Annotated in this window: 16 protein-coding genes and 1 riboswitch; of the genes, 9 read left to right on the forward strand and 7 right to left on the reverse strand. The window is 68.0% G+C overall.

The genetic code is table 11. From position 1 onward, the window contains the following. Window positions 1-118 precede the first annotated feature (118 nt). Window positions 119-511, reverse strand: coding sequence for a Co2+/Mg2+ efflux protein ApaG (apaG, locus tag ACU4E7_RS10810; protein ID WP_238119759.1), 393 nt, complete (start codon window positions 509-511; stop codon window positions 119-121). 131 nt (window positions 512-642) lie between these two features. Then, complete coding sequence (locus ACU4E7_RS10815; RefSeq protein WP_238119760.1) at window positions 643-1,869, reverse strand: O-succinylhomoserine sulfhydrylase; 1,227 nt, start codon at window positions 1,867-1,869, stop codon at window positions 643-645. Window positions 1,870-1,948: 79 nt separating this feature from the next. Beyond that, window positions 1,949-2,030, reverse strand: a riboswitch (SAM riboswitch). A gap of 85 nt (window positions 2,031-2,115) precedes the next feature. On the opposite strand from ACU4E7_RS10815, the gene ACU4E7_RS10820 reads away from it, so the two are divergent. Further along, window positions 2,116-3,234, forward strand: a complete 1,119-nt coding sequence (locus tag ACU4E7_RS10820) for a 2'-deoxycytidine 5'-triphosphate deaminase (protein ID WP_238119761.1) — start codon at window positions 2,116-2,118, stop codon at window positions 3,232-3,234. 11 nt (window positions 3,235-3,245) lie between these two features. On the opposite strand, the gene ACU4E7_RS10825 is transcribed toward ACU4E7_RS10820, so the two are convergent. After that, window positions 3,246-5,474 carry an FUSC family protein gene (locus ACU4E7_RS10825; protein ID WP_447021507.1) on the reverse strand — a complete coding sequence of 743 codons (2,229 nt, stop codon included), beginning with the start codon at window positions 5,472-5,474 and terminating at the stop codon, window positions 3,246-3,248. Window positions 5,475-5,623: 149 nt separating this feature from the next. Between ACU4E7_RS10825 and ACU4E7_RS10830 the strand changes: the two genes are divergently transcribed. From ACU4E7_RS10830 to ACU4E7_RS10840, 3 genes are all read left to right on the forward strand, one after another. After that, the gene (locus tag ACU4E7_RS10830; protein ID WP_238119763.1) at window positions 5,624-6,265 is read left to right on the forward strand and encodes a glutathione S-transferase family protein; all 642 of its coding nucleotides are present in this window, start codon (window positions 5,624-5,626) and stop codon (window positions 6,263-6,265) included. A 131-nt stretch (window positions 6,266-6,396) separates the two neighbouring features. Next, a complete protein-coding gene (gene zapE / locus ACU4E7_RS10835) occupies window positions 6,397-7,584 on the forward strand; it encodes a cell division protein ZapE (RefSeq protein ID WP_447021508.1) in 1,188 nt (395 codons plus the stop codon). A 221-nt stretch (window positions 7,585-7,805) separates the two neighbouring features. Next, window positions 7,806-8,354, forward strand: coding sequence for a superoxide dismutase family protein (locus tag ACU4E7_RS10840; RefSeq protein ID WP_447021509.1), 549 nt, complete (start codon window positions 7,806-7,808; stop codon window positions 8,352-8,354). A 36-nt stretch (window positions 8,355-8,390) separates the two neighbouring features. Here the strand turns inward: ACU4E7_RS10840 and ACU4E7_RS10845 are convergent, their stop codons facing one another. Further along, window positions 8,391-9,812 carry a glutamate synthase subunit beta gene (locus ACU4E7_RS10845; RefSeq protein WP_447021510.1) on the reverse strand — a complete coding sequence of 474 codons (1,422 nt, stop codon included), beginning with the start codon at window positions 9,810-9,812 and terminating at the stop codon, window positions 8,391-8,393. Between the two features lie 276 nt (window positions 9,813-10,088). Further along, a complete protein-coding gene (gene gltB, locus ACU4E7_RS10850) occupies window positions 10,089-14,792 on the reverse strand; it encodes a glutamate synthase large subunit (protein ID WP_447021511.1) in 4,704 nt (1,567 codons plus the stop codon). A 598-nt stretch (window positions 14,793-15,390) separates the two neighbouring features. Between gltB and ACU4E7_RS10855 the strand changes: the two genes are divergently transcribed. Next, window positions 15,391-16,227, forward strand: a complete 837-nt coding sequence (locus tag ACU4E7_RS10855) for a hypothetical protein (RefSeq protein ID WP_447021512.1) — start codon at window positions 15,391-15,393, stop codon at window positions 16,225-16,227. A 12-nt stretch (window positions 16,228-16,239) separates the two neighbouring features. Here the strand turns inward: ACU4E7_RS10855 and ACU4E7_RS10860 are convergent, their stop codons facing one another. Next, window positions 16,240-16,821, reverse strand: a complete 582-nt coding sequence (locus tag ACU4E7_RS10860) for a YqaA family protein (protein ID WP_238119769.1) — start codon at window positions 16,819-16,821, stop codon at window positions 16,240-16,242. 515 nt (window positions 16,822-17,336) lie between these two features. On the opposite strand from ACU4E7_RS10860, the gene ACU4E7_RS10865 reads away from it, so the two are divergent. Further along, window positions 17,337-18,602: an SAM-dependent methyltransferase gene (locus ACU4E7_RS10865; RefSeq protein ID WP_238119770.1), complete on the forward strand. Its 1,266-nt coding sequence runs from the start codon at window positions 17,337-17,339 to the stop codon at window positions 18,600-18,602. Window positions 18,603-18,713: 111 nt separating this feature from the next. On the opposite strand, the gene ACU4E7_RS10870 is transcribed toward ACU4E7_RS10865, so the two are convergent. Beyond that, on the reverse strand, window positions 18,714-20,183 hold the full coding sequence (locus ACU4E7_RS10870) for a sodium:proton antiporter (RefSeq protein ID WP_447021513.1): 1,470 nt from the start codon (window positions 20,181-20,183) through the stop codon (window positions 18,714-18,716). Between the two features lie 199 nt (window positions 20,184-20,382). Between ACU4E7_RS10870 and leuS the strand changes: the two genes are divergently transcribed. From leuS to holA, 3 genes are read left to right on the forward strand one after another with little or no spacing between them, the layout of a single operon-like run. Then, entirely contained in the window at window positions 20,383-23,031 is a 2,649-nt protein-coding gene (gene leuS / locus ACU4E7_RS10875) for a leucine--tRNA ligase (protein WP_447021514.1), read from the forward strand. Then, on the forward strand, window positions 23,018-23,653 hold the full coding sequence (gene lptE / locus ACU4E7_RS10880; protein ID WP_447021515.1) for an LPS assembly lipoprotein LptE: 636 nt from the start codon (window positions 23,018-23,020) through the stop codon (window positions 23,651-23,653). Before leuS ends, lptE begins: the two co-directional genes overlap by 14 nt. Before the next feature lie 4 nt (window positions 23,654-23,657). Further along, a complete protein-coding gene (holA, locus tag ACU4E7_RS10885; RefSeq protein WP_238119774.1) occupies window positions 23,658-24,683 on the forward strand; it encodes a DNA polymerase III subunit delta in 1,026 nt (341 codons plus the stop codon). Window positions 24,684-24,785: the final 102 nt, after the last annotated feature.

Raw genomic sequence — 24,785 nt, forward strand, 5'->3', positions numbered from 1 at the left:
TTTCTCATGCGCGCGAAGCCTGAAGCGATCCGGAGCCTCGCGCGGCGGGTTGCGACACGACGCTGGGTGCGACGGCAAAGGTGCGGGGCCGAAGCGTCGGCCCCGCACGGTGGCGCGGCTAGTTCAGGATACGGCGGACATCGGGCACGTCGAGGGAAAAGGCGGGCACCTCGATGGAGAAGCGCTCGCCGCCCTCGGTCAGCATGTCATAGCTGCCGCTCATGATGCCGGTAGCGGTGGTGAGCGGCACGCCGCTCGTATATTCAAACCGGCCACCCGGGGGCAGCACCGGCTCTTCGCCCACCACGCCGGCGCCGTGGACTTCCTCCACATGGCCGTTGGCGTCGGTGATCATCCAGTGGCGGCCCTTCAGTTGCACGGTCTCGTTGCCGAGGTTGGCGACTTCGATGGTGTAGGCCCAAAAATAGCGGCTCTGGTCCGGCTCGGATCGTTCCGCCACGTAGCGCGGCGTGGCGGTGACCTGGATCTGCCGAGTAATGGCGCGGTACATCCCCGCTCAGCTCCCCTCAAGGCGGGGGCTGGCGCCCCCGCAGCCAAAAATGAGTTCGCGATCAGCTCGCGTGCAATCAAACGCGGGCAGCATATCGCGGGGCACCGAGCCGCGCACCCTTCCCGTTGGCCTCAGATGGCGTCGAGCGCCTGGAGGAGATCGGTGACGAGGTCGTCGGGATGCTCCAGCCCCACGGAGAGGCGCAGCAGGCCATCGCTGATGCCCATCTCGGCGCGGGCCTCGGGGGTGAAGCGCTGGTGGGTGGTGGTGGCCGGATGGGTGATCAGGCTCTTGGCATCGCCCAGATTGTTGGAGATGCGGATGACCTTCAGCGCATCCATGAAGCGGAAGGCGGCCGCCTTGCCGCCGGCGATGGTGAAGGTGACGAGGGTGCCGCCGCCGCTCATCTGCCGCCGCGCCAGCGCCACCTGAGGGTGATCGGCCCGGAACGGATAGAGCGCCTTTTCCACGCGGGGGTCTTCGGCCAGCACATCGGCGATGCGGGCCGCGCTCGCCTGCATGCGCTCGACGCGGATGGCCAGGGTCTCCAGCCCCTTCAGCATCACCCAGGCGTTGAAGGGCGAGAGGGAAGGGCCGGTCTGGCGCAGGAACACCTGCAGCTCCTCGTCCATGAACTTGCGGGAACACAGCACCATGCCGCCCAGACAGCGGCCCTGTCCGTCCACATGCTTGGTGGTGGAATAGACCACCACGTCGGCGCCCAGTTCCAGCGGGTGCTGCAGCAGCGGGGTGGCGAACACATTGTCCACCACGAGGCGGGCACCGACCGCATGGGCGATCTCGGCCACCGCGGCGATGTCGACAATGTCGAGGGTGGGGTTGGTGGGGCTTTCCAGCAGGCACACCCGGGTGTTGGGGCGGATGCCGGCGCGCCAGGCTTCGATGTCGGTGCCGTCCACCAGGGTCACCTCCACCGCGAAGCGCGGCAGCAGTTCCTCCAGGATCCAGCGGCTGGAGCCGAACAGGGCGCGGGAAGCGAGCACGTGGTCGCCGGCCTTCACCTGGCACAGGATGGCCGCGTTCACCGCCGCCATGCCGGAGGCGGTGGCCCGGGCCACTTCCGCCCCTTCCAGCAGCGCCATGCGCTCCTCGAACATGGAGGTGGTGGGGTTGGCGTAGCGGGAATAGACGAAGCCGGGCTCGTCGCCGGTGAAGCGCGCCTCGCAGGAGGCGGCGCTGTCATAGACGAAGCCCTGGGTGAGGAAGATGGCCTCGGAGGTTTCGCCGAACGGCGAACGGGCGGTACCGCCATGCACCAGCCGCGTCTCGGGGTGCAGGGTCCGCGGGTCGGCGGGGGTGAAGGTGGTCGGGGTCTTGGCGGGCGCACCGGACGACATGGCAGTCTCCACGGCCGAGGGGATATTGCGTGAGACACCTTGCATTTGGCCGCGTCTTCACGGCACATGCGGTGCGTCGATCCGCTCATCCCCGGCCTTTTAGCAAGTTCGCTTTAACGTGGCTGCAAGCCGGCCGGCTCAAATTGACCACGAGCAGGATCACTAATGCCGGTGTCCCCTTGGCGTCAAGGAATTCGTTCGATAAATCGAACAAGGGGGCCGGCGAAGCGGATGTGAGGACGGCGCGTGGCGGAGTTATTGAAGCCGGGGATCCTTCCCGCCGAGGCCATTTCGGCCCTCAAGGCCCAGGGGGCCATCGCCTGCCGCAAGGCGCTGGATGTGGATCAGATCCAGCCCGCCAGCCTTGATCTCCGGCTGGGACGGGTGGCCTGGCGGGTGCGTGCCAGCTTCCTGCCGGGCGCCGGTGTCGGCGTCGAGGAGCGGCTCTCCGAACTGGCGCTGCACAAGCTCGATCTGAGCAATGGCGCGGTGCTGGAAACCGGTTGCGTCTATGTGGTGGAGCTGTTCGAGCGGCTGAAGCTGCCGCTGGATCTGGCCGCCGCCGCCAATCCCAAGAGCTCCACCGGGCGGCTCGACGTGTTCGTGCGCGTCATCACCGATGGCGCCCGCGCCTTCGATACCATTCCGGCCGGCTACAAGGGCCCGCTCTATCTGGAGGTGTCGCCGCGCACCTTCCCGATTCTGGTGCGCACCGGGTCGCGGCTGTCGCAGGTGCGGTTCCGCCGTGGCGTCGCCCGGCTCAACGACCTGGAACTGCTGAACCTGCAGAACGAAGCCTGCCTGGTGGATGCGTCGCAGCCGGATGTGGCCGCCGGCGGCATCGCCCTCGGCGTCGACCTGGCCGGTGATGCCCTGGGCGGCCTGCAGGGCTTCCGCGCCAAGCGCCACACCGGCGTCATCGACGTGGACCGGGCCGGGGTGCTGGACGTGGAGGACTTCTGGGAGCCCATCCGGGCCCGGGGGCCGAGCCACAATCTGGTGCTCGATCCGGACGCCTTCTACATCCTCGCCTCCCGCGAGGCGGTGCACGTGCCGCCGGACTATGCGGCGGAGATGGTGCCATTCGATCCGCTGGTGGGGGAATTCCGGGTGCATTACGCCGGCTTCTTCGACCCCGGCTTCGGCAATCCCGCCGCCGGCGGGCGTGGCGCGCGGGCGGTGCTCGAGGTGCGCTCGCGCGAGGTGCCGTTCATCCTGGAGCACGGCCAGACCGTGGGCCGGCTGGTCTATGAGCGCATGGCCGGGCGGCCGCAGACCCTCTATGGCGCCGACATGCGCTCCCATTACCAGGGGCAGGGGCTGAAGCTGTCCAAGCATTTCAAGCCGTTCGTGCCGAGCCTCTGAGGCTTGGCCGGTCACGGCGGCGTCATCTGCACGGTGCTGGCGGCCAGCGTGTGCTCCTTGCGCCAGGGGGTGTCGTCGGACAGCACGGTGCGCAGCTCGCGCAACGGCCGCAGCAGGGTTTCCGAATAGGCGAGATAGTCCGCCACCAGCGGCAGCGTGCCCTTCACCTGCGGGTCATCGGCCAAGGTGAGGGCGGTGGAGATGGCGGCATCCACCGCCGGTGCCGCCGCCGCCATGCCCCCCGCGCCGCCCTGGCCCAGCAGGATCTCGAAGGCGGTGAGGGTGCGCGAGCGCGCCGCTTCCACCACCGCCACCACCTCGTCCTTGGCGGCACTGGCGGCGAGGCGGTGGGAGATGTCCTCCAGCAGCGCCAGATAGGTGGTGAGCACGTCGAGGGTGGAGACGATGTTGGCGGCATCGCCGGCGGAATGTCCGAACACCTGCTCGGCGCCCAGATGCGGCACGCGATTGCCGAGCTGGCGGACCGCCTGGGCCAGGGGGGCGAGACTGACCGGCGTGCCGGGGCGCGGCCACCAGCTGGCGAAGGCGTCGCGGCAGCGGACCAGGATGGCGCGCACCTCCGGCCGCAGCTGCTCGGTCAGATAGACCGGCAGCACCACATAGGAGACCAGCAGGGCGATGCCGGCGCCGATGGCGGTCTCGTAGATGCGCGCCAGCATGCCCTGGGCCCCTAGGCCGTCGATGATGTGCAGGCCCAGCACCACGGAAAAGCCGACGGCGGCGGAAGCCACGTCGTAGCGGTCCTTCTGGGTGACGATGGAGGTCAGCTGCGCCAGCATGCACAGGCCGGCCAGCAGCCAGATGCGCTGGCCAAGGGCCAGGAACACGCCGATGCCCATCATGACGCCCACCAGTGTGCCGAGCACGCGATAGCGCACCCGGATATAGGTTTCCCCGACGCTGTTGCCGATGACGAACATCACCGTCATGGTCGCCCAATAGGCGTGGCTGAGGTGGAACCCCAGGTCGAGGCTGGTGGTGATGGAGGTGGCGATGGCCCCCTGGCAGGCCACCTTCAGCGGCGCGGAGAGCCGCACCGCGCCATCGGCCGCCCGCTCCAGGAGCGGGATCGGCCGGGGCGCCGGCAGCTGCACCTCGGTCTCATGCGGGTGGGGCGGCGGGAACGGCGCGGTTTCAGCGGCGGCGATGCCGGTGATGACCAGCGACAGGCGATCGAACGCGGTGAGCGCCCGCAGCAGGGCGAACCGCCCCTCGGGCGGCAGCTCCGGGGAAAACGCCCGCTCCCGCAGCAGCGCCACCGCCCGCTCGAACCGCTCCTCCGACTGGATGTCGCTGATGTGGATGGTCTCCAGCCGGCGGGCGATATGGTCCACCGCCGCCGCGAACGGGCCGCGCCAATCCGGTTGGTTGGCCACGTGCTGGGGGATGCAGCTGGCCAGAAGCTCCACCGCCACCCGCAGCCGGTAGAATTTGGCGCGCAGCGCCTCGAAATCCTCGCGGGCGCCGGGGTCTTCCGCGGTGGCGTTGGCGAGCGCGTTCCACACCCGGCTGCGCAGGCCTTCCAGCGGCGCGGCGGCCTCCTCGGGAAACGGGCGGGCTTCGCGGACCGCATCGGACATGTCCCGCAGATAGGCCGCCACCGCATCCTGGATGTCGATGGTGGAGCGGACATAGGCGGCCACCGCCGAGGGGCGCCACGGCGAGAGCCGCAGCAGCGCCCCCACCATCGCCCCCTGGCAGAAGGCGAGCAGCAGGCAGGCGGCCTGGAACCGGGTGGGGTTGAGAATGGTTCCCACCGTGGCCACCACGATCAGCGCCAGGCCGAGCCGCTGGCCGTCCATGCCGTAGCGCCGCAGCACCAGAGCGGTGAAGGATAGGGGAATGAGCAGCAGCTTCTGCGCCATGGCGGCCAACGGCCCATCCCCCGGGCCGATCAGCGTCAGCACCACCAGGAAGGTGGCCGAGACCAGGAACAGCCGCCCCATGGTGCGCGCCTCTGCGCGGCGGCTGGCAGCGGGGTTGAAGGAGATCATCACCAGGGCGCCGGCGCCCGCCATCATGGGAAAGGTGATCTCCATGCCGAGTTGCAGCGTCCGCGAGGTGGCGAGGCCGCAGAAGATCACGATGATGAAGGCGAGGCCGAGATGGGCCGCCCGCGTGGCATCGATGCCGCCGGGATCATGATCGGCGAGCCAGCCGGCGAGTCGCTGCAGCCAGGGGCTCTTCGGGCGGTGGGGAGGCGGCGGCGGGGAGGACATGGTGGCGGGTCCGGCTCGGGTCACTCGCGGCGGGCGGGTCCGGCACAGGGGCTCGGGGACGGCGGCCAAATTTCATGGTTCGCCGCGGCTGTCCAGTGCGCGATGGTCACGAAGAGGCTAACCTGGCGATATCTTGCGGGAGAGTGCGCGTGCAGCCCTTGAAACTCTATTGCTTCGCCGAATCCGGAAACGCCTATCGCGCGGCGCTGATGCTGCAATTGTGCGACCTGCCCTGGGAGCCGGTGTTCGTCGACTATTTCAAGGGGGAAACCCGCTCCCCCGCCTATCGCCTCAAGGTGAACGAAATGGGCGAGGTGCCGGTGCTGGACGACGGCGGCCTGAAGCTCACCCAGTCCGGCGTCATCCTCGATTATCTCGCCGACAAGACCGGCCGCTTCAAGCCCGACGGGGAGGCCGAGCGGCGCGAGGTGCTGCGCTGGATCCTGTTCGACAACCACAAGTTCACCAGCTACTTCGCCACCCTGCGGTTTCTGGTGGGGCTGTCGGGCCATGACGAGGGGGAATTGACCGCCTTCCTGCGCGCTCGGGCGCTGGCCGCCTATGGCATCGTCGATGGCCATCTGTCCCGCTCCGATTTCCTGGTGGGCTCAACCCCGACCATCGCCGACATCTCGCTGGCCGGCTACATCTATTATCCCGAGCGGGCCGGCGTGGAGCTCGATGCGTTTCCCCATATCGCCCGCTGGGCCGCGCGCCTCGCCGCCTTGCCCGGCTGGATGCATCCTTATGATCTGATGCCCGGCCGCACCTCCTCCTGCGCGTCGACATGAGCCGCGGGCTTCAACTGGCGGCGGAAGTGCAGTAGAGCCCATTTCCGAACGAACAGCTCGGCCGCACGCGGCCGCGACAGCAGGCCCGGGCCGCGCAGGGGCGTGGCATCGGGGCAAGCGGGGATGGGGCCATGGTGAGCGAGACGACGGCGCGGGTTTCGGAGCTCTATGCGGCGCGGCTCGCCGCCGGCGACATCTCCGAGGACCCGGCCCAGGCGGCGGTGGTGGCCGAGTTCGCCCGCCTGGAGCTGGAGCTGCGGCAGCGCGCCCTGGCGCGGAAATCCTCTGCCCTCGGCTGGCTGTTCCAGCGCCGCGCGCCGGTGGTGCCCAAGGGGCTCTACATCTATGGCGAGGTGGGCCGCGGCAAGAGCATGCTGATGGACCTCTTCTATGAGGCCCTGCCGCCCGCCGGCAAGCGACGCGCCCATTTCCACGCCTTCATGGGCGATGTGCACGAGCGCATCTTCAAGGAGCGCCAGGCGCAGAAGGCGGGCGACCGCAAGGCTGCCGATCCCATCGCCCCGGTGGCGGCGGCGCTGGCGGGCGAAGCCAAGGTGCTGTGCTTCGACGAGTTCCACGTCACCGATATCGCCGATGCCATGATCCTCGGCCGCCTGTTCGAGAAATTGTTCGCCGACGGGGTGGTGGTGGTGGCCACTTCCAACGTGGCGCCCAAGAACCTCTATTCGGGCGGGCTCAACCGCGCCCTGTTCCTGCCCTTCATCGGCATGATCGAAGAGCGCATGAAGGTGCTCTCCCTCGAATCACGCACCGATTACCGCATGGAGAAGCTGGAAGGCCTCTCCACCTGGTATACCCCGCTGGGTCCGGAGGCGGATGCGGCCATCGATGCCGCCTGGCTGCGGCTCGCCGGGCCCAGCGGAGGCAAGCCCTCCTGGATCGAGCTGAAGGGCCGGCGCCTGGAAGTGCCGGTGATGGCCCATGGAGCGGCGCGCTTCTCCTTCGCCAATCTGTGCGAGGCGCCGCTCGGCCCCAATCCGGACTATCTGAGCCTGGCGCGCATGTTCCACACCCTGGTGGTGGAACATATTCCGGTGATGGGGCCGGACCAGCGCAACGAGGCCAAGCGCTTCATCTCCCTCATCGACACCCTGTACGACGCCAATGTGAAGCTGATCGCCTCCGCAGCGGCGCCGCCCGAAGGGCTCTATGTGGCGAGCGAGGGCACGGAGGCGTTCGAGTTCGCCCGCACCGTCTCCCGCCTGCACGAGATGCGGTCCGGCGAATATCTCGCCAAGCCCCATGGCCGCCCGGATTCCTCCGCTTCCGGCGATACCACCGGCCTGGTGGAGACCTGACCGGCCGCCGACGGATATGCCCCTCGGTGCCCTGCTGGCCTGCCTTGCTTGTCTACCCTGCGCGTCGCCGGGGCCACCCGCAGCCGTCGCGAAAAGGCCTTGAGGCGCGCGCAGGCTCCGGTCTGCCGAACTGCGTCTGACCTGGGATGAACGACAATGCGCGCCGCGCAATGCGTCGACATCCGGCGGCTGTTTCGCGGCGGTGGAAGGGGAGCTTTGCCATGCGTTCAAGAACGTTGCTTGTCTCAGCTGTGCTCGCGGTCGTCGGCTCATCGACCGGTTTTGCTCAATCCGCTGCGCCGGCCGCTCCGGCGCCGGCGGTGGCCAAGGCCGAGGTGATCGGCAATGCGGGTAAGCCCATCGGCGCGGTGACCGCCACCGGCACCGAGCGGGTCACCATCGTGCGGCTCATGCTCGCGCCCGGAGCGGTGCAGCCGGGCTGGCACGGCATTCACTTCCATGCGGTGGCGGATTGCTCGGACCCGGAGAAGTTCGCCGCTTCCAAGGCCCATGTGAACCACGGCGGCAAGGCCCATGGCCTGCTCAACCCCAATGGGCCGGACGAGGGCGATCTGGCGAACGTGTTCGCCGCCGCCGATGGCTCGGTGAATGCGGAAGTAACGAGCCCCACCGGCCTTGTTGGGCCCCATGGGCTGCTCGATGCGGATGGCTTCGCGCTGGTGATCCACGCGAGCCCCGATGATCACACCAGCCAGCCCATCGGCGGCGCCGGTGCCCGGGTGGGTTGCGCCGCCTTCAAGGCGTCCTGACCGTCTGATTGCGCTCAGCAAAAATCCCTGCCGCGCTCAGCGCGGCAGGGTGGTGGCGCCCATCAGCGCCTTGTCGATGGCATGGGCGGCCTGGCGGCCCTCGCGGATGGCCCAGACCACCAGCGACTGGCCACGGCGCATGTCGCCGGCGGCATAGAGCTTCGGCACCGAAGTGGCATAGTCCTCGTCATTGGCGGCGACGTTGCCGCGCTTGTCGAGGGCGACGCCGGTGTCGGCCAGCATCCCTTCATGGATGGGATGGGCGAAGCCGATGGCCAGGAACACCAGATCGGCACGCAGCACGAATTCGGTGCCGGGAATGGGCTCGCGCTTGGCGTCCACGCGGGCGCACTTCACGCCGGTGACGCGGCCGTTGCGGCCTTCGATGCCCAAGGTGGCGCAGGCGAACTCGCGTTCGGCGCCCTCGGCCTGGGAGGAGGAGGTGCGGAACTTGGTGGGCCAATAGGGCCACACCGCCAGCTTGTCCTCCTTCATGGGGGGCACCGGGCGGATGTCCAGCTGGGTCACCGAGAGGGCGCCCTGGCGGAAGGCGGTGCCGACGCAGTCGGAGGCGGTATCGCCGCCGCCCACCACCACCACATGCTTGCCGCCGGCCAGGATCGGCAGTTCGTGGATCTCTTCGTCGCCTTCGCGGCGGTTGGACTGCACCAGATAGGGCATGGCGTAATGCACGCCCTCGAATTCCTGTCCGGTGAGCTTGGGATCGCGCGGGGCTTCCGAGCCGCCGGCCAGCAGCACCGCGTCGTGGCGGTCCAGCAGCTCCTGCAGCGGGGTGGAGACGCCCACGTTGACGCCATAATGGAAGGTGACGCCCTCGGCCTCCAGCTGCTGCACGCGGCGGTCGATGTGCTTCTTTTCCATCTTGAAGTCGGGAATGCCATAGCGCAGCAGGCCGCCGGCCTTGGGCTCGCGCTCATACAGATGCACGTCGTGGCCGGCGCGGGCCAGCTGCTGGGCGGCGGCAAGGCCGGCGGGGCCGGAGCCGATGACGCCCACGCTCTTGCCGGTCTTCACCTTCGCCGGCTCGGGCTTGATCCAGCCCTTCTTCCAGCCCATGTCGGCGATGGACTGCTCCACCGTCTTGATGGTGACCGGCATGTCCTCGAGGTTGAGGGTGCAGGCTTCCTCGCACGGGGCCGGGCAGATGCGGCCGGTGAACTCGGGGAAATTGTTGGTGGAATGGAGGTTGCGGACCGCCTCTTCCCACTCGCCGCGATAGACGAGGTCGTTCCAGTCGGGGATCTGGTTGTGCACCGGGCAGCCGGTGGGGCCGTGGCAGAAGGGAATGCCGCAATCCATGCAGCGCGAGGCCTGGTTCACCACCTCGGATTCGGGCAGCGGCAGGGTGAATTCGTGGAAGTGGCGAATCCGGTCCGATGCGGGCTGATACTTCTGCTCGCGCCGATCAATCTCCAGAAATCCCGTGACCTTGCCCATAAGAACCTCTTTGGCGAACCTCGTGGCGGGAGCGCCGCGCGCCGCTTTTGCGCGCCTCGTGCTCCATTACAAGAATTAGAACAGCTTGAGGAGGCTGATTTCGCGCGGGCGAGCCCCCCAACCCTGGCTGGAAAAGCCCCCCGCGAGCGTTGCCGAGGCGGGGGAGGGGAGGGGCATGCGCGGCGCGCGGTGACCTGACCGGAGCTGTTCCGCCGCCGTTGGCGGCAGCCCCGCCCCACCGTCTCCCGGGTGGGAGCGGCAGGGAGGGGGACCCGCCTATTCCGCGGCGGCGAGGCCGCGCAGTTTCTCCATGTCGCGCAGGGCGCGCCGGTATTCCACCGGCATCACCTTCACGAACTTGGAGCGATACTCCGCCCAATTGTCGAGGATGGTCTGCGCCCGCGTCGAACCCGTATAGTGCAGGTGCTTGGCGATCAACTGGTGCAGGCGTTCCTCGTCATGGCGCGACATGTCCGAGTGGACGTCGATGCGGCCCTTGAACTCCAGGTCGCCGCCGTGGTGGTGGAGGCGCTCCAGCAGGTCCTCCTCCTCTTCCACCGGCTCGAGGTCCACCATGGACAGGTTGCAGCGCTTGGCGAAGGTCTTGTCTTCGTCGAGCACATAGGCGACGCCGCCGGACATGCCGGCCGCGAAGTTGCGCCCGGTGGGGCCGATCACCACCACTACGCCGCCGGTCATGTATTCGCAGCCGTGGTCGCCGGTGCCTTCCACCACGGCGATGGCGCCGGAGTTGCGCACCGAGAAACGCTCGCCGGCGACGCCGCGGAAGTAGCACTCGCCCTCGGTGGCGCCATACATCACCGTATTGCCGACGATGATGGACTGCTCGGGAATGATGGCGGTGTTGGCCGGCGGCCGGACGATGATGCGCCCGCCCGAGAGGCCCTTGCCCACATAGTCGTTGGCTTCGCCCACCAGATCGAAGGTGACGCCGGTGGCGAGGAAGGCGCCGAACGCCTGGCCCGCGGTGCCGGTGAGGGTGACGTGGATGGTGTCATCCGGCAGGCCGGCACCGCCATGGCGCTTGGCCACCTGGCCGGAGAGCATGGCGCCGGCGGAGCGGTCCACCGAGCGGATCGGCGTCTCGATCACCACCTTCTCGCCGTGCTCCAGCGCCGGCATGGCCTTCTCGATCAGGCTGCGGTCCAGCACCTTCTCGATGGGGTGGTGCTGGCGCTCGGTGTGGCGGATGCCCACGTCGGCCGGCATGTTCGGCTTGGCGAACAGCTTGGAGAAATCGAGGCCCTTGGCCTTCCAATGGTCGATGGCGGTCTGCTGGTCGAGCACGTCGACCCGGCCCACCATGTCCTCGATCTTCCGGAAGCCCAGCTGCGCCATGTACTCGCGCACTTCCTCGGCAACGAAGAAGAAGTAGTTGATGACGTGCTCGGGCGTGCCCTTGAAGCGCTTGCGCAGCACCGGGTCCTGGGTGGCGACGCCCACCGGGCAGGTGTTGAGGTGGCACTTGCGCATCATGATGCAGCCGGCCGAGATCAAGGGCGCGGTGGAGAAGGCGAACTCGTCCGCCCCCATCAAGGCGCCGATCACCACGTCACGGCCGGTGCGGAAGCCGCCGTCCACCTGCAGCGCCACCCGCGAGCGCAGGCGGTTGGCCACCAGGGTCTGCTGGGTCTCGGCGAGGCCCAGCTCCCACGGCGAGCCGGCATGCTTGATGGAGGTGAGCGGCGAAGCGCCGGTGCCGCCCTCGAAGCCGGAGATGGTGATGTGGTCGGCCCGCGCCTTGGCGACGCCGGCGGCCACCGTGCCCACGCCCACCTCGGAGACGAGCTTCACCGATACATCCGCATCGGGGTTCACGTTCTTGAGGTCGTAGATGAGCTGCGCCAGATCCTCGATGGAATAGATGTCGTGGTGCGGCGGCGGGGAGATGAGGCCGACGCCCGGGGTGGAGTGGCGCACCTTGGCGATCACCGCATCCACCTTGTGGCCGGGCAATTGGCCGCCCTCGCCGGGCTTGGCGCCCTGCGCCACCTTGATCTGCATCACGTCCGCATTGACCAGATATTCGGCGGTGACGCCGAACCGGCCCGAGGCCACCTGCTTGATGGCCGAGCGCATGCTGTCGCCATTGGGCAGGGGCTTGAAGCGCTCGGGCTCCTCGCCGCCCTCGCCGGTGTTCGACTTGCCGCCGATCCGGTTCATGGCGATGGCCAGCGTGGTGTGCGCCTCGCGCGAGATGGAGCCGAACGACATGGCGCCGGTGACGAAGCGCTTCACGATCTCCGCGGCGGGCTCCACCTCGGAAATGTCGATGGGCTCGTGGCCGATCTCCTGCGCCTCGCGGATGCGGAACAGGGAGCGCAGGGTCAGCAGCTTCTCGTCATGGGCGTTCACCATGCTGGCGAAGGCGCGGTACTGGTCCTGGGCGTTGCCGCGCACGGCATGCTGCAGGGTCGCCACCGTGTCCGGGGTCCAGGCATGGTCCTCGCCGCGCATGCGGTAGGCATATTCGCCGCCCACATCGAGCGCCATGCGGTAGACCGGGGCATCCGAGAAGGCGAGCTTGTGCCGCAGCACGCTCTCTTCGGCGATCTCGGGAAGGCCGATACCTTCCACCGTGGTGGCGGTGCCGAAGAAATACTTCTCCACCAGCGCCGAGTTGAGGCCCACCGCATCGAAGATCTGCGCGCCGCAATAGGACTGGTAGGTGGAGATGCCCATCTTGGACATCACCTTCAGGAGCCCCTTGTCCACCGACTTGATGAAGCGCTTGACGATTTCCTTGTCGTCCACTTCCTCAGGGATCTCGTCCTTCATGGCGAGCAGGGTCTCGAAGGCGAGATAGGGGTTGATGGCCTCGGCGCCATAGCCGGCGAGGCAGGCGAAGTGGTGCACCTCGCGCGCTTCACCGGTCTCCACCACCAGGCCCACGGAGGTGCGCAGACCCTTGCGGATGAGGTGGTGATGCACCGCCGCGGTGGCCAGCAGCGCCGGGATCGGGATGCGATCGGGGCCGGTCATGCGGTCGGACAGGATGATGATGTTGTAGCCGCCGTGCACCGCCGCCTCGGCGCGGTCGCACAGGTGCGCCACCGCTTCCTCCATCCCCGCGGCGCCCTTCTCGGCGCTGTAGGTGATGTCGAGGGTGCGGGTGTCGAACCGCTCCTCCATCATGCCGATGGAGCGGATCTTCTCCAGGTCCTCATTGGTGAGGATGGGCTGGCGCACTTCCAGCCGCTTGCGCCGGGCGGTGCCTTCCAGATCGAAGATGTTCGGCCGTGGCCCGATGAAGGAGACGAGGCTCATCACCAGCTCCTCGCGGATCGGGTCGATGGGCGGGTTCGTCACCTGGGCGAAGTTCTGCTGGAAATAGGTGAACAGCGACTTCGACTTGTTCGAGAGCACCGAGATCGGCGTGTCGGTGCCCATGGAGCCCACTGCTTCCTGGCCGGTGATGGCCATGGGCGCCATGAGGAGCTTCAGGTCTTCCTGGGTGTAGCCGAACGCCTGCTGGCGATCGAGCAGCGACACGTCGGTGCGCACCTCGCGCGCCTCCACCGGGCGCAGCTCCTCCAGCACCAGCTGGGTGTGCTTCAGCCACTCCTTATAGGGGTTGGCGCGGGCGAGCTCGGTCTTGATCTCCTCATCGGGAATGAGGCGACCTTCCTCCAGGTCCACCAGCAGCATCTTGCCCGGCTGCAGGCGCCACTTGGTGACGATCTTCTCCTCCGGCACCGTCAGCACGCCCATTTCCGAGGCGAGAACGATGGTGTCGTCGGTGGTCACCATGTAGCGGGCGGGGCGCAGGCCGTTGCGGTCCAGCGTCGCGACGATCTGCCGGCCGTCGGTGGCGACGATGGCCGCCGGGCCGTCCCACGGCTCCATGAGCGAGGCGTGATACTCGTAGAAAGCACGCCGCTCGTTATCCATCAGCGGGTTGCCGGCCCAGGCCTCGGGTACCAGCATCATGGCCGCGTGGGGCAGCGAGTAGCCGCCCTGCACCAGGAATTCGAGCGCGTTATCGAAGCAGGCGGTGTCCGACTGACCTTCGTAGCTGATGGGCCACAGCTTGGAGATGTCGGCGCCGAACAGCTCCGAATCCACGCTGGCCTGCCGCGCCGCCATCCAGTTGACGTTGCCGCGCAGGGTGTTGATCTCGCCGTTGTGGGCCACCATGCGATAGGGGTGGGCCAAAGGCCAGGCGGGGAAGGTGTTGGTGGAGAAGCGTTGGTGCACGAGGGCGAGGGCGCTCTCGAAATCCGGATCGTGCAGGTCCGGATAATAGGCGCCCAGCTGGTCGGCCAGGAACATGCCCTTGTAGACCAGGGTCCGGCACGACAGGGAGACCGTGTAATAGCCGGCGGTGCGCGGATCGTTGGCGCCGAACACGATGTTCGACACCACCTTGCGCAGGATGAACAGGCGCCGCTCGAAGCCGTCCTCGTCGCCGGCGAAGTCACCGCGGCCGATGAACACCTGGCTGTGCAGGGGCTCGGTGGGCAGCACGCTCACGCCCAAAGAGGAATTGTCGGTGGGCACCTCGCGCCAGCCGATGAGGGAGAGGCCTTCCTCGGCCACCGCCCGCTCGAAGGTCGCGCGCACGAACTCGCGGCCTTCCGCGTCGCGCGGCATGAACAGGTGGCCGACCGCATACTGGCCGGGCTCGGGCAGGGTGAAGCCGAGGCGCGTGGCCTCCTTCACGAAGAACTTGTGGGGGATCTGCACCAGCATGCCGGCGCCGTCGCCGGCGCGCGGGTCGGCACCCACGGCGCCGCGGTGCTCGAGGTTCAGCACGATCTTGATGCCGTCCTCGACGATCTTGTGGGACTTGCGGCCCTTGATGTCGGCGACGAAGCCGACGCCGCAGGCGTCGCGCTCGTGGGCCGGATCGAACAGGCCGAACGGCGCCGGGCGGCCGACGATCGCCGTGCCTTTCACGGCGGCGGCACCCTGAGCCACGCTTCCGTTCCAGCCATCCTTGCGATCTGAACCTGCCATCGTGTCGTCCCTTTTCATTTGTCGAGCCGAAAGCGCGCCCGCGCGCTGCCGGTCAATTCCACCCTGCCTTGGCATTATCCGCCCGCACCGGTCATGTTTGGCCCATGCACCGGTGGTGTCGCCAAACTGCCGCGACGCCGCCTACCGCGCAATGGGTCTATCCGCAACTCCGTGCTTTGCAACTTCCACGCCACCCCGGCCGTCATCACCGCATCGGACGTGCGTCCGTTGCGTTCTGTCAGGCTTGGGATGCGGGAGATAGGGAAGCACGACTTCCCTATCGCTTGGACGATGCCAGAAAAATGGACGTTTCACAAGCGGCGCATTGGCGGAGATTTCAACTTTCTGATCAAATGTTGCGCATAGCGGGCCTTAGACGAAAGAACGGTACGGGTGGAGTGGGTGCGGCGCAATGGCGTTTCAAGATGCCCGGGGCGTGCACATTGGCTGCTCAGTGCGGGGCCGTTGACCGTTTCTGCGGCCGCTGCATCGCCCGAAGCACGCTGACGTGCGGGGCGCGCACGCCAGTCCCACGTCTGCCGCAATGGAATGATGTCCTCGCCGGCCGTCAAACCCGTTGAGGCAGGTGATCTTGTCCATGGCGTCTTATTCTTCATCCGCGCGCGGCGTCTTTTCCGGTGATCGCGCGGACCCGGCCCGGCGACCTGCGGCGTCGCCCCCATGGCGCGGCATCGCGGCCGGCATGGGCCTGTGCGTGGCGGCGGCCACGGTGGCCAGCTCCGGCGCGGCGCGGGCGCAGTATCTCACCTACGAGCGGCCCTATATCTATGAGCGGCCCTACGTCTATGAGGAGCCGCCGCCGATCCGCTCCTACAGCATGCTGCCGCCCGGCGAGGTGCGCCGGCTGGTGCGCAATCTGGGCTATTGGGATGTCTCAGTGCCGCGCCTCGCGGGGCGCATCTATGTGCTGCGGGCGACCGACGAGGAAGGACCGGTGAGTCTGCGGGTGGATGCGTTTACCGGCCGGGTCGTGACGGTGGATTCCGCCGTGCCACGTTCCGCCCCGCCGGCCTACGGCGCGCTGCCGCGCCCGGCGAGCCCGCCACCGGTGGTGCCGCTGCCGCCGCGCCGGCCCGCCGAAGCGGATCTGGCGCTCACCAGTCCGGCCGCACCCGCACCGGCCATTGCCGCGCCGGCCGCACCACCATCCGCAGCGCCGGCGCCTTCGGCATCCGCACCGCGTGAGCCCGCTGCGTCCGCAGCGCTCCAGCCGGCGCCTTCCGCACCCGCGCCTTCCGCATCTGCGCGCGTTGCGCCGGCCCCCTCGGCGGCGCCTGTCGCAGCGGGTGCGTCGCCGGCGCCTGCGACGCCGGTCCCCGCCGTGGCGCCGGCATTGCCGGCCGCCGGAACGGCGACGCCGGGCTCGGAGGAGGCCGGCTCGGCGTCGGTGCTGTCGCGCGGCACCGGCAACTGAGCGAGGGGCGGCCTACACCACGTAGGCCGCCGCCAGCAGGCCCAGCACCACCACCGCCAGCAGGCCGAGGGTGACGAGGCCGAGGCGCTTCTCGATGAACTCGCGCGCCATGGGCCCGAAATGGTGCAGCACCGCTGCCAGCAGGAAGAAGCGCGCGCCGCGGGTGATCAGCGACAGCACGACGAACCAGAACAGATTGTAGTCGGCGAAGCCCGAGGTGATGGTGACGAGCTTGAAGGGAATGGGCGTGAGGCCCTTCAGCAGGATCACCCAGTGGCCGTAATGGGCATAGGCGGCGCGGAACGCATCCACCTTGTCGCCATAGCCATAGAGATTGATCAGGAACTTGCCGACGCTTTCATAGAGCAGGGCGCCGATGGCATAGCCCACCAGCCCGCCCAGCACCGAGGCGATGGTGGCGATCAGCGCGTAACGCCAGGCCTTGTCGGGGCGCGCCAGCGTCATGGGCACCTGGAGCACGTCCGGCGGAATCGGGAACACCGAGCTTTCCGCGAACGAGACCACGGCCAGGGCCCAGGGAGCGGAGGGCTTCGCCGAATAGGCGAGCACCCAATCGTAGAGTTTGCGGAGCATGAAGGGTTCTCTGCGGAGGTGGCCCCCGCTTAAGGGGCAGACGCGGCGGAGTAAAGGCAGAGCCGGCGCATGGCCGCACGGCGCCACCGGATCCCCTGTTACTTGAACGGCGTGGCCGCCGAAATGCCCGTCGTGTCGCGCCCGGATTGCCGTCTGCGTGAAGGGCCGCGCGTGGGTGGTGGAGTGCCTTTGGCTTGGGCGACCGGCCCGGAAGCTGCTTTTTTATGCGATGGGCGTGCCAGGAATCTTGCCGGCCCGAATTCTTAGTGGTTTCATGCAACCGGTTGCGGCCTTTTGGGCCGAGATTGGGCGAACGTGTCGCAGGGCTTCACCCGGGAGGGCGGGCTGAGTGGGCAGGTTCGAGGCCAATCAAGCGCTGACGATACCGATCCGGTCGCACGAGAAGTGGGGGCTCTCTCGTCGCTGCCGTATGGGGGTCGGCAGAGCCTTTGCGCCGGGTCGCAACGTGGGAAGGATAGGTGAGGAGCCCCGGAACCAGAGCGTGGAGCCGGCCTATGGAGCGGTTGCTTGAGAATGTTTTGCGTCGCTTGGTGATCGACGGTGGCTTGAGGGTGACGACGGCCTCGGGCCGCAGTTTCGTGGTTGGCCATCCGCGGCCGGACAAGCCCGAGATTGCTGTGCGCTTCACCACGGCCGCGACGGAGCGGGACCTGCTGCTCGATCCCGAGCTGAAGCTGGGTGAGGCCTTCATGGACGGCACCTTGGTGCTGGAGCAGGGGTCGATCGCCGACCTGCTGGACCTGCTGATGGCTCAGCCCATGGTCAACAACACGACGGCGGCGTCCAAGCTGTTCTATGCGGTGCGCCGCATGCTGCGACGGGTCGCCCAGTTCAACCCACGGGGCCGCTCGCAGCGCAACGTCGCCCATCACTACGACATCGACGGGCGTCTCTACTCGCTCTTCCTCGACGCCGACCGGCAGTATTCCTGCGCCTATTTCGAGTATCCGGGCCAGTGTCTGGATGATGCGCAACTGGCCAAGAAGCGGCATATCGCGGCCAAGCTCATTCTCGATCGTGATGATCTGAGCGTGCTCGACATCGGCTCGGGCTGGGGCGGGCTTGGTCTGTATCTGGCGCAGATGGCGCAGGCGAAGGTCACCGGCGTCACCCTGTCCAAGGAGCAGCTCGCCCTGTCGCGGGAACGGGCCAACGAGGCCGGCCTCGCCGGCCGGGTCGAGTTCCGCATGCAGGACTACCGGGACGTGCCGGAGACCTTCGATCGCATTGTCTCGGTGGGCATGTTCGAGCATGTGGGGGTGGACCATTATGCGGAGTTCTTCCGCAAGGTGCATGGGCTGCTGAAGGATGACGGGGTGATGCTGCTGCACTCCATCGGCCGCTCGGACCCGCCGGGCATCACCAATCCCTTCATCGCGAAGTACATCTTCCCCGGCGGCTACATTCCCGCCCTGTCGGAGGTGCTGCCGCACATCGAGCGGGCCGGGCTGGTGGTGACGGACATCGAGCTGCTGCGCCTGCATTATGCGGAAACGCTCAAGGCGTGGCGCGAGCGTTTCGTCGCCCGCTGGGACGAGGCGGTGCGCCTGACCGACGAGCGGTTCTGCCGCATGTGGGAATTCTATCTCGCCGGCAGCGAGATGGGCTTCCGCCACCAGGGCCTCGATGTGTTCCATATCCAGCTGGCGCGGCGCCAGGAATCGGTGCCGCTGACCCGCAGCTATATCGAGGTCGCGGAAGAAAAGCTCCGGAAGGTCGAAGCCGCCCAGCGCTCGCCGCTGCGGCTGGCGGGGGAATAGCCGGCCGTCCGCGGTCCCGCCAAGACGACACAGCCCGCCGCGCAGGCCTGCGCGGCGGGCTTTGCTTTGGGGACATCGCCGTGGCGCCGGAGGCGGCGCCACGGCCAGCGCTCACAGGAAATAGAGGAAGGTGAGCAGCACGAAGCAGGGCACCAGGAACACCACGGACCACGCCATGTAGCCGAAGAAGCTCGGCATCTTCACGCCGCGGTGGCGGGCGATGGACAGCACCATGAAGTTGGGCGCGTTGCCGATATAGGTCATGGCGCCCATGAACACCGCGCCGGCCGAGATCGCCTCCAGCGTCACCGCCAGCGGGCCCATCAGCTGGTGCGGGTTGCCGCCGGCCAGGTTGAAGAACACCAGATAGGTCGGGGCGTTGTCGAGGAACGACGACAGGGCGCCGGTGAGCCAGAAGTACCACACGTTCACCGGCTCGCCGGTGGGTGAGGTGACCAGCTGCACCAGCGGCGAGAAGGCGCCGTTGAGCCCCGCCTTCAGGATGGCGATGACCGGGATAATGGTGAGGAAGATGGCGGCGAACAGCTTGGCCACCTCCAGGATCGGCTCCCAATCGAAGCCGTTGCGCTCCCGCAGGATCTTGGGGGTGATGGCCAGCGAGATCAGGGAGATGACCACCAGCAGCACGTCGCGCACGATCCACTGCAGCTCCACATGGGTGCCGAGCACGTCGAACACGATGCCGGGCTTCCACAGCGCGGAAAGAAGGATGGCGCCGATGATGCCACCCAGCAGCGGCAGGTTCTGTGCGCCGCGCAGGCCGAGGCCTTCCGTGTCCGGGGTGGGGTCGAGCTTCAGCTTGCGCCCCTCTTCCTTGGCGTAGAAATACCGATCCAGCAGGTAGAAGGCGATCAGCAGCAGCACCGCGATCACCACGGTGTCGTGCAGGAGGTGGGTGGTGGTCCAGAAGAAGCTCACCCCCTTCAAGAAGCCCAGGAACAGGGGCGGATCACCCAGCGGCGTCAGCGAGCCGCCGATGTTGGACACCAGGAAGATGAAGAACACCACCGTGTGCACGTTATAGCGGCGGTTGTCGTTGGCGCGCAGCAGCGGGCGGATCAGCACCATGGAGGCGCCGGTGGTGCCGATGAGGCTGGCGATCAGCGTGCCGAAGGCCAGGATCGCCGTGTTCATGGCCGGGCTGCCGTGCAGATTGCCGGTGATCAGGATGCCCCCGGACACGGTGAACAATGCGAACAGCAGGATGATGAAGGGGATGTATTCCAGCAACGCGGTGTGCACCACCTCGTGGGTGGTGGCCCCCGGCCCGTATGTGGCGGCGAAGGGGATGACGAAGGCCGCCGCCCAGAACAGCGCCACCTTGCCATAGTGGTGATGCCAGAAGTGGCCGGCCAGCAGCGGAAACAGGGCGATGGACAGGAGCATGCCGGCGAACGGGATGCTCCACAGCGGAGACAGGGTGGCGCCGTTCAGCACCGGTGCGCCATCGGCCGCCAGCGCCGCCGATGTGGAGAGTGCCACGGCTGCGAGGGCGCTGGCGAAGACCGCTGAGGTCGTGGCGACGAGTCGGAGCACCATGGCGCGGCGCACAAATCCCATTCTGCATCCCCTCTTTTGTATGCAGCTTGATGGACGATGGGGCGCCGTGAGGCAAGCCTTGATGGCCGGCTTGATGGCCGGCCTGATAGCCGGCTTGGGCGCCCTTGCGGCATCCTGCGGCCTGCGTTGCGCTGCGATGGTTGACCGGGACGCCGGTTTCTGTCCTAGTCCCGCCGCTTTCCGATCCCTAAACGGCACTATGACCCAAGATCGCACTGCGGAGCGCGCCTCCGACCGCTACAACGCCCGCGAGGCTGAACCCCGTTGGCAGAAGACCTGGGCTGAGCGCGGCATCTTCCGCACCCGCAACGACGACCCGCGCCCAAAATTCTTCGTGATGGAGATGTTCCCCTATCCGTCGGGGCGCATCCACATCGGCCACGGTCGCAATTACGTGATGGGCGACGTGCTGGCGCGCTACAAGCGCATGCAGGGCTTCAACGTGCTGCACCCGATGGGCTGGGATGCGTTTGGCCTGCCGGCGGAGAATGCGGCAATCGAACGCGGCATCCATCCCAAGAGCTGGACCTACGAGAACATCGCCGCCATGCGTGAGCAGCTGCAACTGCTCGGCCTCTCCCTCGACTGGAATCGGGAGATCGCCACCTGCGATCCCTCTTATTATGTCGAGCAACAGCGCATCTTCCTGGATTTCCTCGACAACGGCCTCGCCTATCGCAAGGAGAGCGAGGTCAATTGGGACCCGGTGGACCACACCGTGCTCGCCAATGAGCAGGTGATCGACGGCCGCGGCTGGCGCTCCGGGGCCATCGTCGAGCGCCGCAAGCTCTCCCAGTGGTTCCTGCGCATCACCGATTTCGCCCAGGAACTGCTGGACGCCCTCGAGACCCTCGACCGCTGGCCGGAGAAGGTGCGCCTCATGCAGCGCAACTGGATCGGCCGCTCGGAAGGGCTCGAAGTGCTGTTCGAGTTCGCCAAGGGTTTCGCTCCGGCCGACACCAGCGCCGTGAAGGTCTACACCACCCGACCCGATACCCTGTTCGGCGCCGCCTTCCTGGCGCTTTCGCCCGACCATCCGCTGACCCAGGCCCTGGCTGCCCAGAACCCGGCGCTCACGGCGTTCGTGGCCGACTGCAAGACCGGCGGCACCTCCGCCGAGGCCATCGAGACCCAGGAAAAGAAGGGCTTCGATACCGGCCTCAAGGTGGTGCATCCGCTGGATCCCAAGCGCATCGTGCCGGTCTATGTGGCGAATTTCGTGCTCATGGACTATGGCACCGGCGCCATTTTCGGCTGCCCGGCCCACGACCAGCGCGACCTTGATTTCGCCCGCAAGTATCACCTGCCGGTGGTGCCGGTGGTGCTGCCGCCGGACACCGACGCCGGCGCCTTCGCCATCGACGATGAGGCCTATGACGGCGACGGCACCCTGTTCAATTCCGGCTTCCTCGATGGCATGGGCATCGCCCAGGCCAAGGAGGCGGTGGCGCGCCAGCTGGAGCGCTTCCGGGTGGGGGAGGTTCCCCAGGGCACCCGCAAGGTGAACTTCCGCCTGCGCGACTGGGGCATTTCCCGCCAGCGCTATTGGGGCTGCCCCATCCCGATCATCCATTGCGACAGCTGCGGCCCGGTGGGCGTGCCGCGCGACCAGCTGCCGGTGCGGCTGCCGGAGGATGTGAGCTTCGACAAGCCCGGCAATCCGCTGGACCGCGCCACGGCGTGGCGCGATGTGCCGTGCCCCAAGTGCGGCAAGCCGGCCCGGCGCGAAACCGACACCATGGACACCTTCGTGGATTCGTCCTGGTATTACCTGCGCTATGCCTCGGACAATGTGGAGGTCCCGCTGGACAAGGCCGCGGTGGCCCATTGGCTGCCGGTGGACCAGTATATCGGCGGTATCGAGCATGCCATTCTGCACCTGCTCTATTCCCGCTTCTTCACCCGGGCGCTGAAGCGCTGCGGGCGGGTGGACGTGGAGGAGCCGTTCGCCGGCCTCTTCACCCAGGGCATGATCGTCCATGAGACCTACAAGGATCAGGACGGCAAGTGGCTTTACCCCGAAGAGGTGAAGCTGACCGGCCCCGGCAAGGCGGTGAAGCTCTCCGATGGCTCGCCGGTGACGGTGGCGCCGCCGGAGAAGATGTCCAAATCCAAGCGCAACGTGGTGGCGCCGGAAGTGGTGGCGGATACCTACGGCGTGGATTGCGCCCGCTGGTTCATGCTCTCCGATACCCCGCCCGAGCGCGACAGCGAGTGGACGCAGGGTGGCATCGAGGGCGCCTGGCGCTTCGTGCAGCGGGTGTGGCGCCTGGTGGGCGAGAGCATCGAGCTCGGCGCTGCCCCCGGCGCACCGAAGCCGGAGACCTTCGGCGCGGCGGCGCTCGGCCTGCGCCGGGCCGCCCACGGATTGGTGGCGGCAGTGGCCGAGGACATCGAGCGGCTGCGCTTCAACGTGGGCGTCGCCCATGTGCACGAGTTCGCCAACGTCTATGGCGGCGCCGTGGCTGCGGCCCGTGCTGCCACGGATGGCGTGCCGGCTGATCTCGCCTTCGCGTTGCGCGAGGCGGCGGAGATGGTGGTGGCCGTGGTGGCGCCCATGACCCCGCATCTGGCCGAGGAGTGCTGGGCGGCGCTGGGCCACGACACGCTGGTGGCGGAGGCGCGCTGGCCGGCGACTGAGCCGGCGCTGCTGCGCCAGGACACGGTGACCCTGCCCATCCAGATCAACGGCAAGAAGCGCGGCGACATCGAAGTGTCCCTTGGCGCCACCCCGGCCGAGGTGGAACAGGCGGTGCTCGCCCTCGACAGCGTGCAGCGGGCTCTCGACGGCCGCGCGCCAAAGCGTATCATCGTGGTGCCGCAGAGGATCGTGAATGTCGTTGCCTGACACCCCGTCTTCCGGGACCGCTCCGGTCTCCCCCGCGCTCCGTTCCCGCCGCGCCGCGCTTCTGGCGCGCTTGGCGGTGGTGGGGCTGTTGTCCGGCGGCCTCGCCGGCTGCTTCCAGCCGATGTATGCGGAGAATTCCACCGTCGGCGGCCCCGCCCTGCAGGAAAAGCTGCAGGACGTGGAAGTGGTGATGATCCAGGGCCGGCTCGGCAACGACCTGCGCAACGCCCTGATCTATGACCTCACCGGCGGCGCCGGCAATCCCAAGGGTGCGCCGCTGCAGCTGCTGATCTCGGTGGAGACCTCGAGCTCCACGGCGTTGGTGAACTCGTCCTCGGGCCTGCCGGAGAATCAGGTCATCCGGGTGGGAGCCAACTGGCGCCTGGTGAAAGCGGGCGACGAGAAGAAGAAGCCGCTGGCCCAGGGGCAGGCCTCCGGCACCACCACCATCGACGTGAGCGACCAGCGCTACGCCAACTACGCCGCCCGCAAGAATGCGGAAGAGCGTGCCGGCAGCGAGGTGGCCGCCCAGATCAAGGTGCAGCTCGCCGACTATTTCATCCGCAATCCCAATGGGGTGCCGGCCGGCGGCAAGGAGCCCACCAAGACCCCGGGCAGCTGATCCCATGGTGGCGGTGCGCCCGGGGGACGCCGAGGCGGCCCTCGCCAAGCGCGACCCCAAGCGGAATGTGGTGCTGATCTTCGGACCCGACGTGGGGCTGGTGCGCGAGCGCGCCGCCGCGCTGGTGAAGCGCGCCATTCCCGATGCCCATGATCCGTTCGCCTTGGTGCGGCTGGAGGGCGATGAGCTCTCCTCCGACCCGCGCCGGCTGATCGACGAAACCTCCACCATCGGCCTGTTCGGTGGTGAACGGGTGGTGTGGGTGCGCGCCGGCAGCCGCAACATCGTGCCGGCCCTGCAGCCGGTGCTGGAGAGCGGCAGCTCCACCCTGGTGGTGGTGGAGGCGGGCGACCTCAAGCGCGGGGCGCCGCTGCGCAATCTGTGCGAATCCTCCCCCAATGCCCTCGCCATCGCCTGCTATGCGGATACCGAGCGGGACCTCGCGCGGCTGGTGGATACCATGATGGCCGAGGCCGGCCTTGCCATTGATCGCGATGCCCGCGAGCTGCTGGTCTCGCTCATCGGCGGCGATCGCCTCGCCTCGCGCGGCGAGGTGGCGAAGCTGGCGCTCTATGCCCAGGGGCAGGGGCGGGTGACCAGCGAGGATGTGCGGGCCATCGTGGGCGATGCCTCGGCGTTGGCCCTGGACGACGTGGTGGATGCGGCCCTGAGCGGCGCCACCGGCGATGCGGTGGAGGCCCTCGGCAAGGCGTTCGGCGCCGCCACCCGGCCCGATGCGGTGCTCGGCGCGCTGTTGCGCGGCCTTTCCAGCCTGCATGCCATGACCCTGCAGGTGGCGGCGGGCTCCAGCCCGGACCGGGTCATCGACCAGGCGCGCCCGACGGTGCACTTCTCCCGCAAGCCGAAATTGCAGCGGGCGCTCAACGGTTTCAGCCCCGATCGCTGCCTGAAGGCGCTGCTGGCGGTGGATGAGGCCGTGCTGGCCGCCCGCCGCCATGCGCCGCTTGCCCCGGCCATCTGCGAGCGGGCGGTGCTGCAGGTGGCCCAGCTGGCCGGCCGGCGGCGCTGACGCCCCACCCGTGGGGCCGCGCCCGCCACCTTGCCTTTCCCGACAGACCTGCTATACGCCCCGCTTCCGTCGCACCCGGCCGGGGGCTGAACGGACGGCTTG

The sequence above is a fragment of the Xanthobacter sp. ZOL 2024 genome (assembly GCF_052932325.1).

Coding starts and splice junctions, on each gene's coding strand:
- apaG (WP_238119759.1), bottom strand. CDS start 511: ATGTACCGCGCCATTACTCGGCAGATCCAGGTCACCGCCACGCCGCGC.
- ACU4E7_RS10815 (WP_238119760.1), bottom strand. CDS start 1,869: ATGTCGTCCGGTGCGCCCGCCAAGACCCCGACCACCTTCACCCCCGCC.
- ACU4E7_RS10825 (WP_447021507.1), bottom strand. CDS start 5,474: ATGTCCTCCCCGCCGCCGCCTCCCCACCGCCCGAAGAGCCCCTGGCTG.
- zapE (WP_447021508.1), top strand. CDS start 6,397: ATGGTGAGCGAGACGACGGCGCGGGTTTCGGAGCTCTATGCGGCGCGG.
- ACU4E7_RS10840 (WP_447021509.1), top strand. CDS start 7,806: ATGCGTTCAAGAACGTTGCTTGTCTCAGCTGTGCTCGCGGTCGTCGGC.
- ACU4E7_RS10845 (WP_447021510.1), bottom strand. CDS start 9,812: ATGGGCAAGGTCACGGGATTTCTGGAGATTGATCGGCGCGAGCAGAAG.
- gltB (WP_447021511.1), bottom strand. CDS start 14,792: ATGGCAGGTTCAGATCGCAAGGATGGCTGGAACGGAAGCGTGGCTCAG.
- ACU4E7_RS10855 (WP_447021512.1), top strand. CDS start 15,391: ATGGCGTCTTATTCTTCATCCGCGCGCGGCGTCTTTTCCGGTGATCGC.
- ACU4E7_RS10860 (WP_238119769.1), bottom strand. CDS start 16,821: ATGCTCCGCAAACTCTACGATTGGGTGCTCGCCTATTCGGCGAAGCCC.
- ACU4E7_RS10865 (WP_238119770.1), top strand. CDS start 17,337: ATGGAGCGGTTGCTTGAGAATGTTTTGCGTCGCTTGGTGATCGACGGT.
- ACU4E7_RS10870 (WP_447021513.1), bottom strand. CDS start 20,183: ATGGGATTTGTGCGCCGCGCCATGGTGCTCCGACTCGTCGCCACGACC.
- leuS (WP_447021514.1), top strand. CDS start 20,383: ATGACCCAAGATCGCACTGCGGAGCGCGCCTCCGACCGCTACAACGCC.
- lptE (WP_447021515.1), top strand. CDS start 23,018: ATGTCGTTGCCTGACACCCCGTCTTCCGGGACCGCTCCGGTCTCCCCC.
- holA (WP_238119774.1), top strand. CDS start 23,658: ATGGTGGCGGTGCGCCCGGGGGACGCCGAGGCGGCCCTCGCCAAGCGC.